Raw genomic sequence first — 15198 nt, forward strand, 5'->3', positions numbered from 1 at the left:
ATGGTTAGAAGACGCGGAATATTTGAAATAGAAGTTATTGGCATACCGCTTCATTGTACACTCTGCGGTGGCACAACGTTTTTTCACCGTGAAGTATATATTGATTTGAAGCAAACAGCTAAAGACATACCTAATCAGCTAACATTGCAATCATTTGCTTGTGAACTATGTAGTACAACGCAGTTGATCCAAGAGCAATCACACCACGACAAGCCAAACATTGTCTACATCGAGGTGGATTCGTAATGGTAGAAGAGCTAGAAAGCGTAAGAAGCCGTATAACGATTTTAGAACATCTACTTATTTGTCACTTTTGTAAGCATGATGAATTTATCCTTTATTGTTCTTTCTCAAACGTGGAAGATCCAGGAATTGGTGTGCTATCGATCGGTTATTCCGCAGTATGCGGTACATGTGGTTGCGTAACCGAGTTCGGTGATCCAAGTGGTCCATCTGAAGATGGTGTAGACTATATTTGGGCTTTTTCACAAACAGTATTATAGTAGTATTTGAAAAACGCTCCGTTAACAGGAAGCGTTTTTTCTTTCTTTATGACACTTCTCCAATTCGCTCCATCATGTCCAGTACACTTTTTAAGAATTCACCGATTTCCCCCATATGCTCTTCAGTTAGTTTTGGTTTGAAATGAATGTTGATCCTGTTCATGAACCCCGGTTCTGTTTGTTCATGACGGAAGCTAAGTGTTTGTGTGAAACTAATATCGTTCTCCCATACAGTACGAAGGATACTCGCAATTTCTTCACATTCTTTATCTACATCTCGAATAAACGTGCGGACGAGTAATGTAAGCGTACAGCCCGGATCCGTGCCTTTGGTTTCAAGTATTTCATCCGCCAGTTCCTTGAGTGATGAATGTAATTTTAAATCGACAATGACAGACGGAAAGCCGACTCTGGAAAAACGAATGGTTAGTTCTCTTGCCATCACGGCTACATCCAGTTGATCTTTGCGATGTAAAATATGAACGGTTTGTTTCAGATTATCCAAATTATATATATGATTTTCAAATGCGACTTTTAAATTTTCAAATACAGTTGGGTCGTACATGTCGTGGCCTCCTTACCTCTTGTATGTATAATTTATTGCGATTCAGCCATCTTATGCTTAAACAGGGAAAGGAAGTTTTTATATGACAAATAAAGACACATCAATTGCGAAACTAAGTGCTGAAGAATTACATGCAGTAAATCGTCTGGAGGATAAAATAGGCGTGACTCTTGTTGCGTATGAAAGTGTCGTTCCAGCTGAAAAGAGATAAGCTACAAGTGGTATTTTCTATTAAAGAAAGTACCACTTATTTATTTCAAACGAAAGTCACACACAAACAGTCGCCAATATCTTTTGAATATCGTAGATACTTTTATCTTTACGGAACTGTTTTTCAATATGCGGAGTCAGTGAGCTTGATATCCAGATCTTCAATTCGGCATCCATATCAAATGTACCTGCCGTTTCTACACTATAATGAGAGATACTTTTGAATGGGACGGAATGATATTCCACTTTCTTTCCTGTGATACCTTGTTTGTCTACGAGTATTAATCGAGTTTTCGTGAATACGATTAAATCCCGCACGAGCTTAAACGCAGCCTCTACTTCCTCACCTTCTGCTAAGATTAAGTCGAGTTCCTTCTTTACTTCTTCATTGTTTACGACGGAAGCATTCCCTAAAAGAGCATCAAACAACCCCATACAATGAATCCCCTTTTCAATATAATTCACACTTCAACATCACAATACACTAAGGAATTCCTTAAGATTTTGTCTTACTAATGGTTTTCCAGTTCATGAGAATGTATGCAGTCTGAATAGTTTACCATGTTGCAGAAGAATTGAATAGAAAAAGTAAAAAGCTAGCCATGCTGCGTCAACTGATGACTTTACACGGCCAGCTTTTACTAATTAACTGATTTGAATTGTAATCAAACAGGCTTCTTACGCAACATGCCAGCAATTAAGCCTGTAATGACAGAACCAATGATTATTGCAAATGCATACAGAAGGATCTTACTAATTCCACCTTCAATGAGTCCCATGACGAAGATTCCTCCGTGTGGTGCGCGTAAGGCGATATCAAATGCCATCGTTAGTGCACCCGCTGTCGCTGCCCCTATTACGGAAGCCGGAATGACACGCAATGGATCAGCTGCTGCAAATGGAATAACACCTTCCGTTATGAAGCAAGCACCGAGCACATACGCAGTTTTCCCCGCTTCACGCTCAGTCTTTGTATAACGATTTTTAAATAAGGTAGTTGCAATCGCCATGCCAAGCGGCGGTACCATACCGCCCGCCATTACCGCTGCGATAAATTGGAAATTCTGTGCATCTAGCATGGCAATACCGAATGTGTATGCCGCTTTATTGACCGGTCCTCCCATATCCACAGCCATCATTCCACCAATGACTAAACCAACTAAAATTTGATTCGTACCGCCCATCCCTTCAAGGAACGAGGAAAATCCTGTATACAGCTTGGCCAGTTGTGGATTGATAAGCAACATGATTAATCCTGTCGCTGCAATACTGAAAACCGGGTAAAACAGCACGGGTTTTAAGCCCTCTAATGAATTAGGTAAACGAGCAAATAACTTCTTAACAAGTAAAGTTATATACCCTGCTAAAAACCCTGCAATAAGACCGCCTAAAAATCCTGATCCGCCACCCACTTCATCTACACCTGAAACCGTGATGGCGATCAGCCCCCCTATCATACCGGGAGCAAAACCGGGTCGATCGGCAATGCTTGAAGCTATGAAACCGGCCAACACAGGAACCATGAGGAAGAATGCTTTTCCTCCACCTATAGTGTTAAGCATCGCTGCAAATGCATTGTATTCAGGACTGTCTGGATTAGAAGATTCGATTCCCCAGAAGAAAGAGAGCGCTATCAAAATCCCCCCACCGACAACGAAAGGAAGCATATTGGATACACCGTTCATCAAATGCTTATAAAAACCGCTCTTCTTGTCACTCGATGAAGTATCTTCCTGACCTTTTTCTGGCTGATAAATCGGTGCATCTTTTTCAATCGCTCTATCCAGTAATGCATCCGTTTCATAGATAGCATCTCCGACTTTCGTCTGGATCACATGTTTCCCAGCGAATCGAGCCATTTCCACTTTCGTATCAGCTGCCACAATAATGGCGTCCGCTTCTGCAATTTCTGCATCTGTTAATCTATTTTTCACACCGGATGAACCGTTCGTTTCTACTTTTAATGAAAGGCCACGTTCTTTTGCTCTCTCATTTAATTTTTCAGCAGCCATATACGTATGCGCAATTCCAGTCGGACAAGCCGTAACCGCTAGCAAACGTACGGTAGATTTCTCTTCTTTCGGTGCTTGTACATCTTCTGTTACTTCATCATCCAATTCCGACTCTTTGTCATTGACCGCTTGCAATACATCCGCTGCTGTTTGTGCAGACATGATTTTATCACGAAATGAAGTATCCATCAAAAATGTCGCAAGTCTAGAGAGTGCATCTAAATGGTCGTCGTTAGCCCCTTCACTCGCAGCAATCATGAAAAACAAATGTGCCGGTTGACCGTCAAGCGAATCAAAGTCTATACCTTCAGTAGAACGGCCAAACGCGATAGCGGGTGTCTGAACAGCTGCTGACTTCGCGTGTGGAATAGCGATTCCTTCACCAATACCCGTCGTACTTTGACTTTCCCGATTGAGAATATCATTGGTGAATTGCACTTTGTCACGTAATTTCCCCGCGACATGTAACTGCTGAACCAATTCGGACAAGACTGAATCCTTCGATTTAGACTGCAAATGAAGGTTGATTGTATCCTCTGTCAATAATTGTGTGATTTTCATAGAATAGCACCTCTTCCTATAGTTTCGTAATGATCACTTGGCTCAATAATGACTCCACATCTTCTTTTTTACATAAATCGGACTGGAATGCGGTGGCACTTCCGCTTGCGACTCCATATTTGAAAGCATTTTCTGCATGTCCATCTGTAGAGTAGGATGCGATAAAACCTGATACTAGCGAATCTCCAGCACCTACTGAATTGACGAGCTTGCCCTTTGGCGCAGTGGCTGCCAATGTTTCTTCAGCTGATACATAGAGCGCCCCTTCCTTCCCCATCGATATCACTACATGTTGAATACCTTCACTTACTAATCTTTTGGCATAACCAACTGCCTCTTGTTTACTATGAATGGTCTTACCAACCAATTCTCCAAGTTCCTGTTCATTCGGCTTGATCAAAAATGGCTTAGTTACTTCCATGATCTGTTTCAATGCAGGCCCTGATGTATCCACTACAAGCCTCACTTTATTTTTTCCACAAAGTCTAGCGAGTTCAGATAAGAATGACGAAGGTAAAGAATCTGGAATTCTCCCAGCAATCACTAACCAGTCATCTTCTGTTAGTCGACCGATTCGCTCAAGGAGCCCTTGAACATTGTTTTCATTTAAACTTGGTCCAGGCCCATTTAATTCCGTTTCTTCAGTTGATTTAATTTTCACATTAATTCGCGTAATATCTGCTGTGCGAATAAAATCGGTTTTTATATCTTCTTTTTGTAAAAAGTCCTCAATAAAGTCTCCTGTGAAACCACCAATGAACCCGCATGCGACCGTATCTGCACCAAGTCTGTGAACAACCCTTGATACGTTAATACCTTTTCCACCTGGATAATAATACACTTCATTTGTACGATTCAGTTCTCCGCGCTCAAAGTTCGATAAATATGCGGTATAGTCAACTGTTGGCATGAATGTACATGTGAAAATCATTTTTGCACCACCTTTACTAACGTTTTCTCTTCCAGTTCATTTAGAATATCTTCTGGCATTTCGTCAATAATCAAGACGGCCTCTTCTATAGATAAAAACTTTATAAAACTGCTTTTTTTCACTTTAGAATGATCCGCCACTATATAAGTAGTTCTTGATTGCTCTGCTGCTAAACTTTTTACAGTTGCCTCATCAGGATCAGGTGTCGTATACCCATGAACGGGGTCAACTCCATTCGTACCTAAAAAACATTTATTGAAATGATATTGTTTCAATGAGTTCCTAGCCTGTTGTCCTACAAGCGCACCTGTTGTGGCTTTGACATAGCCTCCAATTAAATAAGAGGAAATGCCATGCTCAGTTAATGATTCCACATGTGTCAGTCCATTTGTTACAACCGTTATATTACGGTCTTTTAGAAAAGGGATCATTTGAAACGTAGTGGTACCCGCATCAAGATAGATGAAATCACCCTCTTTGACTATACTTGCTGCCAATGAAGCAACTTTTACTTTTTCTGAAAAATATTTTTCAGACTTGGCTGAAATGCTTAATTCCTGCATATCTCGATCTGGTAATGTGGCTCCACCATGAATTCGTTGAAGTTTATTGAGCGTTTCGAGTTCAGTTAAATCTCTTCGAATGGTAGATTCCGATGCGTCGGTTGCCTCTATTAATTCTGTAATCTTCACCGTTTTATGAGTAGCCAATTTATTCAAAATTAATTCAAATCGTTCATTTGTTAGCATGTGCAACCCACCTTCTCTATCAATAACACCATATTACTTGAATTTTTCAATAAAATCCATCATAATCAGTCATAAGCAGTCAAAAACATTCAAAACAATTCATAGGAGGTTTTCGTAATGATAAAGAAACAGTTCGTATTCAGCAATGGTGAAGGGCTTCACGCTCGTCCAGCCGCCCAATTGGTCGCTGCTGCAACCCCTTTTAAATCAGAACTTTCACTTGAGTATAAAGAAAAGAAGGTAAATCTAAAATCTATTCTTGGTGTGATGTCACTTGGCGTCGCTGGAGGATCTACAATTACATTGATTGCGGATGGTGAAGATGAAATAGACGCGATGAACAAGCTGGAGGAATTATTACGATCTGAAGGCGCAGAAGACTAATGAACAAAATCCTTCAGGGCATCGCAGCCTCCAATGGTATTTCTATCGCCAAAGCCTTTCGTCTAGAAAATGCGGAGTTGACTGTACTGAAGGAATCCATTTCAGACGTGTCAACAGAGATAGATCGTCTACAAAACGCTCTTTCTCTATCCCGATCAGAATTGACGACGATTCAGAAACAGACACAAGAAAAGTTCAGTGATCAGGAGGCAGCTATTTTCAGTGCACATGTACTTGTTCTCGACGATCCAGAATTACGCGCGGCTATTACAGATACAATTCAGACGCAACACGTAAACGCCGAATATGCAGTACAAGAAGCGGCAAACTTATACGTTTCCATTTTCGAAGCGATGGACGATCCATATATGCGAGAGCGTGCTGCTGATATTCGGGATGTAACAAAACGAATCCTTTCCCATTTGCTCGGCGTCAGTATTCAAACGCCCGAAGACATTACGCAAGAGGTCGTCATCATTGCAGAAGACTTGACGCCTTCTCACACTGTTCAACTGAATCCTGAACTAATTAAAGGTTTCGTAACAGATATTGGGGGTCCTACTTCTCACTCTGCTATTTTAGCGAGAACATTGGAAATTCCAGCCGTTGTCGGAAGTAAAACCGCAATGGCTATGATTCAAAACGGTGAAATCATTATTGTAGACGGTGAAGCTGGGAAGGTTATTGTAAACCCTGACGCAGAAACATTAGCCGTTTATCAAGAAAAGCAGCAGGCATTTGCCAAACAAAAAGCAGAATGGCAGTTACTTGCGAACGAGCCTGCTATTACACTTGATGGTCATCGCGTTGAATTAGCTGGAAATATTGGGACACCCGATGATGTGGAAAATGTCTTGAAAAATGGTGGAGAAGCGATTGGATTATTCCGGACGGAGTTTCTTTACATGGGAAAAGAACAATTCCCTACCGAAGATGAGCAGTTTGAAGCATATAAAAGCGTGCTAGAGCAAATGAACGGAAGCGCTACCATTGTTCGTACTCTAGACATTGGTGGAGACAAAGAATTACCGTATTTACAACTTCCACATGAAGCCAATCCATTCTTAGGATTACGAGCAATCCGTCTATGTCTTGATCATGAAGAGATGTTTAGAACACAGTTACGCGCTTTATTGCGTGCCAGTATATATGGAAACTTGCGGATCATGTTTCCGATGATCGCAACGATTAATGAATTCAGACAAGCAAAAGAACTATTTTTAGACGTAAAGCAACAACTTATTAGTGAAAGAATCGAAGTAAGTGAGACGATTCAACTCGGAATTATGGTTGAAACACCGGCTGTAGCTATTTTGGCTGATGTATTTGCCAAGGAAGTAGATTTCTTCTCCATTGGTTCAAATGATTTAATTCAGTATACGATGGCTGCTGATCGGATGAATGAGCACGTTTCTTACCTCTACCAGCCGTATAATCCATCTATTTTACGCTTTATCAAAATGATTATTGATGCGGCACACAAAGAAGGTAAGATGGTAGGAATGTGTGGAGAAATGGCACGTGATGAAACGGCAATTCCTATACTGCTTGGGATGGGATTAGATGAGTTTTCCATGAGTGCATCTTCCATACTTCGTACACGTTCACAAATCCAGAAACTATCTAAGGTCACCTTAGAAAAACAGATAGATCATATTCTTTCCCTATCTACCGCGGATGAAGTGTTGCACTTCATTAAAAGTCTAGATAGCTAATACTACGTAATGGACCACTCTTTGAATCTAGATGATTCAAAGAGTGGTTTTTCATTTCTCCAGCATCCTTTGATCAGAAAAGCATTAGACGATCTCGCCTCTCATCTTGAATACTTAGCTATATAATTATTATGGAAAAGAACGTTTGTGGAGGAATGAATTTCACCCACTATCCGTTATAAAAAAATGAATCTCTAGACATTACAACTTTCTTAGGTTGTTCCATCATCTCTCGAGCAGTAGATATTCATATACTACATAGAGCGGTGGGAGGTGAATGCTTTGAAAAAAGAAAAGAATTGTAAATGTGGAGATCACCATTACTGTCAGAAGTGCCTCAAAATAAAATGCGATGCCAAATACTGTAGCCGTTGTAGAAAAGACTTATGTAATCCATGCTTCATGGTCCGTTTAGGTGGTTTACAAGACGGTCTTAACTTCCGTTTGCGCCAAATGGTTTGTTGTGAGGTGGAGTTACAGATGGAAGAGGAAATTGTAAAGGGTACTATAATTTTTGTCGGCTCTAACTTTGTAGAGATATTCGTGAATGGGAAACCAGGCGAATTGCCCGCAGACTGTGGTTGTACTACTGATGAAAAAGGAAAGAAAGTAGATCATCCAATCGGTAATACTTTGATTTTACCAATCGACAAGATTTCACAAATCAAAACCCTAGGATATTGCCATTCCAAAAACCCATGCAGGTAGTATAGTAATAAAAAATCAGTCCCCAGCTATAGGGACTGATTTCTTATTTACCTACCATGATGTGGGCAATATTTCCAATGGCGATGATGCTTTTTTCTTTATTCATCTCCAGTACAATGGACTCTTTATTCACATCCACTAGCACCCCTTCAATTAGTGACCGTCCCACTCGAACTTTTATAGTTTGATCTTCGAACAACAATAGATAAACTGCTAGCGGGATTTTGAAAAATAGCTGAATAAGCTCTGGAGATGAGCCGACAACTTTTCCAAACTGAAATGTCAGCTTCCTACGTAAGCGTGGACCGATATTCAGTAAATTGGCCACCGGTACTAGTTCAGCATAGCAGCCGGAAGCTTTGACCGATTCAATCTGTTCATATGGCACGATGATTTTATAATCGTCTCGACTTAACAGAATGAAATCAAATGCCGCCATCATCACTACTCCCGAAATCGTTTCATCTAAAGGATTTACTATCTCTACTTCCAGACCAATCAAGCCGTCAAACGCCCGTTGATACGTCTCTTGAATGGATCGATTATCATCAAGTGCCAGATCCAGTAATAATCTATTGGCTTCTGCAATTTTTCTGTCTACTTCCTCACGCTTTTCAGGAGGAAGACAGCTTTCTGGAGATGGCAGTTCAGGACTATCCGCCCTTTCTGGACAGCATTTTACGGGTATGAAAAAGTCTGGTTTTTTCTTTTGTTTTTTCTTTTGTTTCTTCCTTATTCTCTTGTTCCCCATTTTCACACCCCCCCGTTCTTAACAAACTATTGATCTAGTTTAGGGAGATGTTTTTTAAGCTCTTCGAACACCCGCATAATCCCCCACATCCCTTGCTCGATATCCCAGCGAATGTTTCCTGACCGATACATGAAATCGCCCGAGAATCCGTTATAAGCTCCCGCACCGCCAAGCAATTGCAGATTTCTCTTAGCACCCGCTACGTTAAATCCGACATTTGATTCTGTTCGAGAATGAATATTTTTCGAATCAGATTTCCAACGATGGCCGTGTAAGTGGAATGTATGAGATCTACGTCTTTCGGCAGGTGTAACTAGCCGAATAGTGACTGGATCCCCCACATAGCTTTCAAATATAGGAGTTGAAGGATCGCCAAAAACATCTGAGCTAAATAAATCATGAATTTTTGCATGCTCTAGATAACGATTGATTAGACGCTCACTTCGATAGTTAAAGCCACGCGATCCTTGATCATACGTATCAAGCAAATCTTCGTCTATTCCAGGCGGAGCGAGCAATATACCATCCACAGGATCAAAAATGACCTGGTTATTTTTATCAAGCAACCTTACACCGTCATGCATTACAATTACGAATTCCCTGGTATCTGGTAAGTACGGATTCCGCAGAATAACATTCGCTCCTGTCGCCACTGGCTGCAGTAAATACGGATCCAAATATTCCGTCCCCCTAGGCTCAGCAATGAAAGCTCCGAACGCTCCTTGCGAACGGTGATTGCGGATATCTGCCATATCCCACATGCCACACACACCGACAGCCGAATCGACATACCAGCGATAGGTCCTAGATTCACCCGGACCAACAGTTTGATCACCATTAAACCCTACCGTCTCTCCGGCGGATGTCTTAACATCATAATCAAGTAATTGAGCATGAAGGGAAATACGTAGAGATGGTGGATAAAATGCTTGCTCCTTCACTATTGGATATGGATAGATTCCGTCTTTGAATTGAAACAGCTCTGGTTTCAGATAGCTAGTTAACGTAACATCTACTGTATCGCCCACATTGCCACGTAAGATGAGTGGTACTGGTTCTATTTCGCCATTCTGTATCGCTTCCATATCCTCACGCAATGCAAAGATGATGGCATCCGGATCATGATCACCGAACGAGTTATATTGGATCGAGGTTTGAAAGGCTACAACATCGTACTTCCTCAGTGGCCCCTTCACTATCTCCACAGTTGGATCAGCAGCTGACGGCGGTCTGATCCCTGTACATTCCGGCAAAGGTGTTGAACGCTCTTTTGGTTCAGGCCGATCTGGCAATTTGATCAATTCAGGCACTTTTTCATCGAATGCGCGGATTAGACCCCATAACCCATTCCATAAATCCTCTTCTGTTTCGAAAGTCCATAAATAATCACCCGATCGCGGCACATTCATCTCCATCGTAAATGATTCAGATATGCCGATATGCTGTTGGTTTTCCAATCTGGAATTCAGATCGCCTCGTTCATGTAGCCAACGAAGACCATGTACATTAAAGCTGTGAGATTCTTCCTGTGCCCCTTGCAGCAGCCGAATCCGGATGGAATCTCCCTCATACGCTTTAAAAATCGGAGTAATTGGATCGCCTTTTACATAAGAACTGAAACTATAAGCAGGATCACAGTCTTTGCCTAACCGGAATTGCAGTGGTTCATTTTTATAGTTCACTCCAAATAATCCTGGATCATCCGGTGAACCTGGGAATGGCGGAGGTGCTAATGGTTTACCGTCTTTATTGACTAAATGTGTGAAATCCTGTGCAAAGATCACAAAGTCCCTGTAATCAGGTATTAGCGGATTGACACAAGTGACTTCCGTTCCTTGATCTACTTCTTCTCCAGTCGTCGAATCAAGATATTTAGTAAATCGCGGATGAACAACGCCCGTTCCAAAGACGCCATGCTGCTGATGGGCACCAGGGAATAAATGATCATGGAAGAACCATGCTTTAAGCTCTGTATCTGCATAGTAAGAGTATTGAATGGTCTCACCTGACAAAACGGAAGAATCATAGTTCCAGCCGACATTCGCCCCATCATTTACGAGCACATCAAACTTTACAAAATGGATATGCATACCCGCCTCATAAGTTCGCGTAACAAGCTGGAAGGCATCACCATCCAGAATATGCGGCAGCCGATTTGTGAAATTAATTTGATAGCGAGTATGACTGGATTCATGGATGACGAGCGGTTCGGGCGCTTTCTTCCCCAAGCAAATATCCTCCAGATCTTCATCCAGTACGAAAATGCGGCCAGTTAGATCATGCCAACCTTCACGGTTATAAATAAGAGGGATCTCAATCAAAGAGATATTGAACTCCTTCACAGGGGCCCCCTCAGGACATGGATCGGTGAAAACAGCACCCGGTCGCGGATTTGTAATGGCTGCGTTTCTCTCCAGTTCTGTTAGTCCCCTACCTCCAACAATCCCCATTGGAGGACGTGGTGCTTTCATACCGACTTTTCCTGGAATGAAATTCGGGAATCCAGGCTTCATCTTAGTTGGTTTTGGCGGTGCAGGTCTGTCCGGAAGAGGTTTCAGTGACTTTATTGGAACCCCGTTCGGATAACACTGACTGCCATCTTGAAGGGTATTGAAGACCCGGTTCATCCCCCACATCCCTGCAACGAAATGTGGGTAGAGGTGACAGTGGATCACTGCGTCACCAAAAGAGCCCTGCAAGCTACCAAGACCGTATAGGGGCTGAATTGTATAGTGACTTTGCGGACTAATAGCCTGTGCATCAAAAATTTCTGACGCCAAATCACTCGGATCACTGAACCACTGATGGACGTGATAATGGAATACATGCGTTTCCTTTACTCCGCCATGGAAAAGCCGGATTTTTGCAGGGTCACCAACATACCCTCGCAAAATTGGAGTCGATGGGTCTCCGAATACCCATGAATCATGGTGTACTTCCTCCCCTTCGCAGTTTGGACAGACGACGCCTTCCGCCACTAATTGTTCACGTCTATTTTCCGGTTCATAACGGTAATTCGCACCGTGGAAGGACTCTTCTTCCTGGTTGGAGAAATGATTGATCGGTCTGTTGCCTGTTAAATCATCCACTTCCATTTCATCTGTAAACATCCACACATATTCTCGGAAGGATGGTAGCAAAGGGTGATGGACATCCGCATATTGTCCGCTGTTTATTGGCTTGCCTGTTTCAGGATCGGTCCACCAGGAGAAACGACTTTGCACGCATAAGCCTCCTACCAGACCATTTGAATTGGAACCGTTCTGGTCACTCGAGACATTTCCTAGATCAGAGAAATAATAGTTTCCTTCTTTTATCAAATGCAGCTTATATAAGATTTTTTCACATGGTGCTACAGTCGTTTCCTTATTGTATCCAACATTCGCTCCATCCGAATGGCAGACATCGTATTCTGCTTCCTGAAAATGCATACCTGCATGGAATGGGAGTTTATTTTCAAACAGTATTTCCACGACGTCTCCTTCATTCGCTCGGATAAAGAGCGGCTGAACGAGATCGACAGGCATGAAAGGGTTTTTCTTTACGAGCCTTTTCACTTTTTCTTCATTTTCCTTCAGCACATACATCATGCCATTCGGATTGTGGTCCCCAAATGTATTCAGGACAATTCGTATGGGAATGGCTACTACATGGTAGTGTCTCTTCACTCGCTTCACCTCATTTTCTACTCTACTAATTCAGGGATTTTAATTCCTGTTTCTGTCTCGATATAGAACACTTCAATTGAATCGATATGCACAAACCAAGTTTTTCCTTCCAATGCAGGAATGGATGTATTCTGAACTTTCATTTCCACAAAATCATCCACTACACTTATAATTTCCCCTATAAACATAAATGGGAAAGCTTCAGTTAGAATTAGAACTTTTTTGTTAATGTTCTGACTGAAATGGGTACTAATCCCTTCTTCACGAATTATATTGATTGGTTGACATTCGTTTGGTTGCGTCATATATCCATCTCCTTTTCACGTTAACGGAAAGACTAAATCACAAGGCACTTCTGTCGAGAATGAAACAATTTTCTCCAGCGGTATACTGATGGGTGTAGGAAACTTATAAAAAGGGGCATTTACCATTTTGACGGTAACAGGCGTTAAGGTGAGATGCCCTATCCCCACTTCTGAAACAGTTCCGCAAAAAATCGGCCTAAAAACTTGGCCTAATAGATTAAGCTGCACCGCCTGAGTGATAATGAGTACTTCTTGATTTATCAAACCCGAGAAATCTTGAGATTGAATTCCTTTATTATTTTTCATTGTTCCAGCCTCCTCTTACTTTTTCATCCCATGATCGGAGCAGTGTTCTCAACTCTTTCTTCAAATATGAAACGAAGGAAAAAGTAGATACAAAGCGAATGTTTTCTAAAGGGATTTTACGCACTGTGCCAAAGCTTGTAAGCTCTAGTTCGCTCTTGGTCGTATTCACGATCTTTCCACTGACCGTTTCTTCGCGCGAAATGACTTCCACTCTTGTTCCTTTCCATGAAAGAAAGTTGGTCCGAAAAGACTCCTCGAAAAATTGTTGCACAAGTGCTTCTCTTTCGTTGACGGTTTCGCCAAATCGAAGAGTTAGTCTTTTTTGCAGATGATTATCATATAGGTGATGCTGATGCGTGTTCGAATAAGAAGGAAAGCCAAAGGGGATATTTGCTGTTTCAATATACGTAAAGGGAATCCAAATCCGTTTCTGTAGGTTCGTCAACATAACAAAATCTCTGCCGATGGCTGCGACTTTACCTTCAGTTTCCAAACAGCCGTCCATTTCACCGCGTGATGCAATGACAACTTGCTGATTTCGTTTGCTTTTGAAAAACTTTTTAAGTGTTAATGATTTCCTGAGTGGTTCATGAATTCCGGCTATCTTAAATAAATTTTTCTGACCAATATAATCTGTTAAGACTCTCGTTTGTTCATCAGGCCCATTACTTGTTGGTGAGGAAAAAGCGGGATTACTACTAGCTTCCTTCATGAAGATCACCTCCTTACTATCATTCGAAAAGTAACGCTAGAACTATTTAATAAGTTGTTGTAAATGATTAGCGATTTCTTCAATGGCTACGCTATTTTTCCCTATTGCCATATTATGATGAGCTCTTACTAAATCCTGACCATCCACAATATACATAGACGTCGAGTGGGTAACGAATCCATCTTCATTCCTGTCGTAATAAAAATTCAGGTATTTCGAAAATTCTTTGGTTGTTTCTTCTGTCCCTCTAAAAAATAACCAATTTGGGTCTTCTATATTAAAAAGTTCTTTATAACGCACTATTTTCTCTTTCGTGTCATATTCAGGATCTACGGTGATAGCTATGATGAAGTACTCATCTTGAGAGATTCCCCTATCTTTCATTACTTCCTGTAAAGCGGTCAGATCCCACATAGTAGTCGGACAAACATCGGGACATTTTGTGTAGAAAAATGTGACGAGTTTCGGTTTACCCTGGAAGTTCGTTTCGCTCCCGCTCACTTCTGTAAACGGCCATTCGATTACTTTTCCAATTTGGGGTAGTTCCACCGCCTTCGACCACATCGCATATACAAGCCCGAAAATGATGGGCAACATCATTATGATAATGACTTTTTTCACTACTGTACTCCTCTCCTGCCAACATGATCATCACCCTCTCATTGAATAACGGATGAAGAAACAAACTACTGAATGGGAAAAGGCAATAAATATAGTGATGATGAAAAGATTACTCGCAATCAATGAATTAGCGTCAATGGGTATATTGCATAGTGCAGGATTTTTCAGCACTGCACCAAGCATCATGCCCATTACTCCTCCCATCGCGCCGTTATACAGGCCATTTAAGGAAGCGGGTGCTTTAATAAGCGAACCAAATCGCCAACCGATAAACACTCCAAGAAGTACCGGCAATAAGTAAGTAACTAGTTGATTATCTGACAACAATAATTCTAGGTACAATGCCATCGCGAGAGAAGAGATGGACGCAATCGCCATACAAATAGTTTTTGTGAATCGGTCATCAAACAACAGTCTTTTCTTTTTTACAACTCGATAGTTGACTAGGATTTCACCAACACACCACATGAATAGCAAGATTAGAAGTAGCATTGCCC

The 15198-nt window shown here is 41.5% G+C and carries 18 protein-coding genes; 6 read left to right on the forward strand and 12 right to left on the reverse strand.

The genetic code is table 11. The annotated features are described in order from the left end of the window. Window positions 1-246 (forward strand): hypothetical protein, encoded by a 246-nt coding sequence (locus tag CSV68_RS01275; protein WP_099661292.1) that lies wholly within the window; start codon window positions 1-3, stop codon window positions 244-246. Beyond that, window positions 246-503, forward strand: a complete 258-nt coding sequence (locus CSV68_RS01280; RefSeq protein ID WP_099661293.1) for a hypothetical protein — start codon at window positions 246-248, stop codon at window positions 501-503. Before CSV68_RS01275 ends, CSV68_RS01280 begins: the two co-directional genes overlap by 1 nt. Before the next feature lie 46 nt (window positions 504-549). Here the strand turns inward: CSV68_RS01280 and CSV68_RS01285 are convergent, their stop codons facing one another. Further along, complete coding sequence (locus tag CSV68_RS01285) at window positions 550-1068, reverse strand: hypothetical protein (RefSeq protein WP_099632707.1); 519 nt, start codon at window positions 1066-1068, stop codon at window positions 550-552. Window positions 1069-1150: 82 nt separating this feature from the next. On the opposite strand from CSV68_RS01285, the gene CSV68_RS17510 reads away from it, so the two are divergent. Further along, the gene (locus tag CSV68_RS17510; RefSeq protein WP_255397633.1) at window positions 1151-1279 is read left to right on the forward strand and encodes a hypothetical protein; all 129 of its coding nucleotides are present in this window, start codon (window positions 1151-1153) and stop codon (window positions 1277-1279) included. A 56-nt stretch (window positions 1280-1335) separates the two neighbouring features. On the opposite strand, the gene CSV68_RS01290 is transcribed toward CSV68_RS17510, so the two are convergent. The 4 genes from CSV68_RS01290 to CSV68_RS01305 form a co-directional block, all read right to left on the reverse strand. Next, the gene (locus CSV68_RS01290) at window positions 1336-1713 is read right to left on the reverse strand and encodes a PH domain-containing protein (RefSeq protein WP_099632706.1); all 378 of its coding nucleotides are present in this window, start codon (window positions 1711-1713) and stop codon (window positions 1336-1338) included. Window positions 1714-1943: 230 nt separating this feature from the next. Further along, window positions 1944-3851: a PTS fructose transporter subunit IIABC gene (locus CSV68_RS01295; RefSeq protein WP_099661294.1), complete on the reverse strand. Its 1908-nt coding sequence runs from the start codon at window positions 3849-3851 to the stop codon at window positions 1944-1946. A gap of 16 nt (window positions 3852-3867) precedes the next feature. Continuing rightward, window positions 3868-4782, reverse strand: a complete 915-nt coding sequence (gene pfkB, locus CSV68_RS01300; RefSeq protein WP_099661295.1) for a 1-phosphofructokinase — start codon at window positions 4780-4782, stop codon at window positions 3868-3870. Beyond that, on the reverse strand, window positions 4779-5531 hold the full coding sequence (locus CSV68_RS01305) for a DeoR/GlpR family DNA-binding transcription regulator (RefSeq protein WP_099661296.1): 753 nt from the start codon (window positions 5529-5531) through the stop codon (window positions 4779-4781). Before CSV68_RS01305 ends, pfkB begins: the two co-directional genes overlap by 4 nt. Window positions 5532-5648: 117 nt before the next feature. On the opposite strand from CSV68_RS01305, the gene CSV68_RS01310 reads away from it, so the two are divergent. The 3 genes from CSV68_RS01310 to CSV68_RS01320 all read left to right on the forward strand — a co-directional run bounded on the left by CSV68_RS01310 (window position 5649) and on the right by CSV68_RS01320 (window position 8338). Further along, entirely contained in the window at window positions 5649-5915 is a 267-nt protein-coding gene (locus CSV68_RS01310; protein WP_099624731.1) for an HPr family phosphocarrier protein, read from the forward strand. Continuing rightward, entirely contained in the window at window positions 5915-7630 is a 1716-nt protein-coding gene (gene ptsP / locus CSV68_RS01315; protein WP_099661297.1) for a phosphoenolpyruvate--protein phosphotransferase, read from the forward strand. Before CSV68_RS01310 ends, ptsP begins: the two co-directional genes overlap by 1 nt. A 282-nt stretch (window positions 7631-7912) precedes the next feature. Further along, on the forward strand, window positions 7913-8338 hold the full coding sequence (locus CSV68_RS01320; protein ID WP_143565183.1) for a hypothetical protein: 426 nt from the start codon (window positions 7913-7915) through the stop codon (window positions 8336-8338). Window positions 8339-8381: 43 nt separating this feature from the next. Here CSV68_RS01320 and CSV68_RS01325 read toward each other — a convergent pair whose 3' ends face one another. Genes CSV68_RS01325 through CSV68_RS01355 form a run of 7 tightly spaced genes read right to left on the reverse strand, consistent with a single transcriptional unit; the run spans window position 8382 to window position 15193 of the window. Continuing rightward, window positions 8382-9089: a hypothetical protein gene (locus CSV68_RS01325; RefSeq protein ID WP_099632700.1), complete on the reverse strand. Its 708-nt coding sequence runs from the start codon at window positions 9087-9089 to the stop codon at window positions 8382-8384. 26 nt (window positions 9090-9115) lie between these two features. Next, window positions 9116-12757, reverse strand: a complete 3642-nt coding sequence (locus CSV68_RS01330) for a copper oxidase (protein ID WP_099661298.1) — start codon at window positions 12755-12757, stop codon at window positions 9116-9118. 17 nt (window positions 12758-12774) lie between these two features. Next, window positions 12775-13062, reverse strand: a complete 288-nt coding sequence (locus CSV68_RS01335; RefSeq protein WP_099661299.1) for a hypothetical protein — start codon at window positions 13060-13062, stop codon at window positions 12775-12777. 15 nt (window positions 13063-13077) lie between these two features. Next, window positions 13078-13368 carry a hypothetical protein gene (locus CSV68_RS01340; RefSeq protein ID WP_099632697.1) on the reverse strand — a complete coding sequence of 97 codons (291 nt, stop codon included), beginning with the start codon at window positions 13366-13368 and terminating at the stop codon, window positions 13078-13080. Next, window positions 13358-14080 carry a hypothetical protein gene (locus CSV68_RS01345; RefSeq protein WP_199168334.1) on the reverse strand — a complete coding sequence of 241 codons (723 nt, stop codon included), beginning with the start codon at window positions 14078-14080 and terminating at the stop codon, window positions 13358-13360. The genes CSV68_RS01340 and CSV68_RS01345 overlap by 11 nt, the downstream gene beginning before the upstream one ends. A gap of 42 nt (window positions 14081-14122) precedes the next feature. Next, the gene (locus CSV68_RS01350) at window positions 14123-14701 is read right to left on the reverse strand and encodes an SCO family protein (protein WP_233192832.1); all 579 of its coding nucleotides are present in this window, start codon (window positions 14699-14701) and stop codon (window positions 14123-14125) included. A gap of 30 nt (window positions 14702-14731) precedes the next feature. Further along, complete coding sequence (locus CSV68_RS01355) at window positions 14732-15193, reverse strand: hypothetical protein (RefSeq protein WP_099632696.1); 462 nt, start codon at window positions 15191-15193, stop codon at window positions 14732-14734. Window positions 15194-15198 lie beyond the last annotated feature (5 nt).

It is taken from the genome of Sporosarcina sp. P29, assembly GCF_002743265.1.
Taxonomy (GTDB): Bacteria; Bacillota; Bacilli; order Bacillales_A; family Planococcaceae; genus Sporosarcina.

Coding starts and splice junctions, on each gene's coding strand:
- CSV68_RS01345 (WP_199168334.1), bottom strand. CDS start 14,080: ATGAAGGAAGCTAGTAGTAATCCCGCTTTTTCCTCACCAACAAGTAAT.
- CSV68_RS01280 (WP_099661293.1), top strand. CDS start 246: ATGGTAGAAGAGCTAGAAAGCGTAAGAAGCCGTATAACGATTTTAGAA.
- CSV68_RS01295 (WP_099661294.1), bottom strand. CDS start 3,851: ATGAAAATCACACAATTATTGACAGAGGATACAATCAACCTTCATTTG.
- CSV68_RS17510 (WP_255397633.1), top strand. CDS start 1,151: ATGACAAATAAAGACACATCAATTGCGAAACTAAGTGCTGAAGAATTA.
- pfkB (WP_099661295.1), bottom strand. CDS start 4,782: ATGATTTTCACATGTACATTCATGCCAACAGTTGACTATACCGCATAT.
- CSV68_RS01335 (WP_099661299.1), bottom strand. CDS start 13,062: ATGACGCAACCAAACGAATGTCAACCAATCAATATAATTCGTGAAGAA.
- CSV68_RS01325 (WP_099632700.1), bottom strand. CDS start 9,089: ATGGGGAACAAGAGAATAAGGAAGAAACAAAAGAAAAAACAAAAGAAA.
- CSV68_RS01275 (WP_099661292.1), top strand. CDS start 1: ATGGTTAGAAGACGCGGAATATTTGAAATAGAAGTTATTGGCATACCG.
- CSV68_RS01305 (WP_099661296.1), bottom strand. CDS start 5,531: ATGCTAACAAATGAACGATTTGAATTAATTTTGAATAAATTGGCTACT.
- CSV68_RS01310 (WP_099624731.1), top strand. CDS start 5,649: ATGATAAAGAAACAGTTCGTATTCAGCAATGGTGAAGGGCTTCACGCT.
- CSV68_RS01290 (WP_099632706.1), bottom strand. CDS start 1,713: ATGGGGTTGTTTGATGCTCTTTTAGGGAATGCTTCCGTCGTAAACAAT.
- CSV68_RS01285 (WP_099632707.1), bottom strand. CDS start 1,068: ATGTACGACCCAACTGTATTTGAAAATTTAAAAGTCGCATTTGAAAAT.
- ptsP (WP_099661297.1), top strand. CDS start 5,915: ATGAACAAAATCCTTCAGGGCATCGCAGCCTCCAATGGTATTTCTATC.
- CSV68_RS01355 (WP_099632696.1), bottom strand. CDS start 15,193: ATGCTACTTCTAATCTTGCTATTCATGTGGTGTGTTGGTGAAATCCTA.
- CSV68_RS01340 (WP_099632697.1), bottom strand. CDS start 13,368: ATGAAAAATAATAAAGGAATTCAATCTCAAGATTTCTCGGGTTTGATA.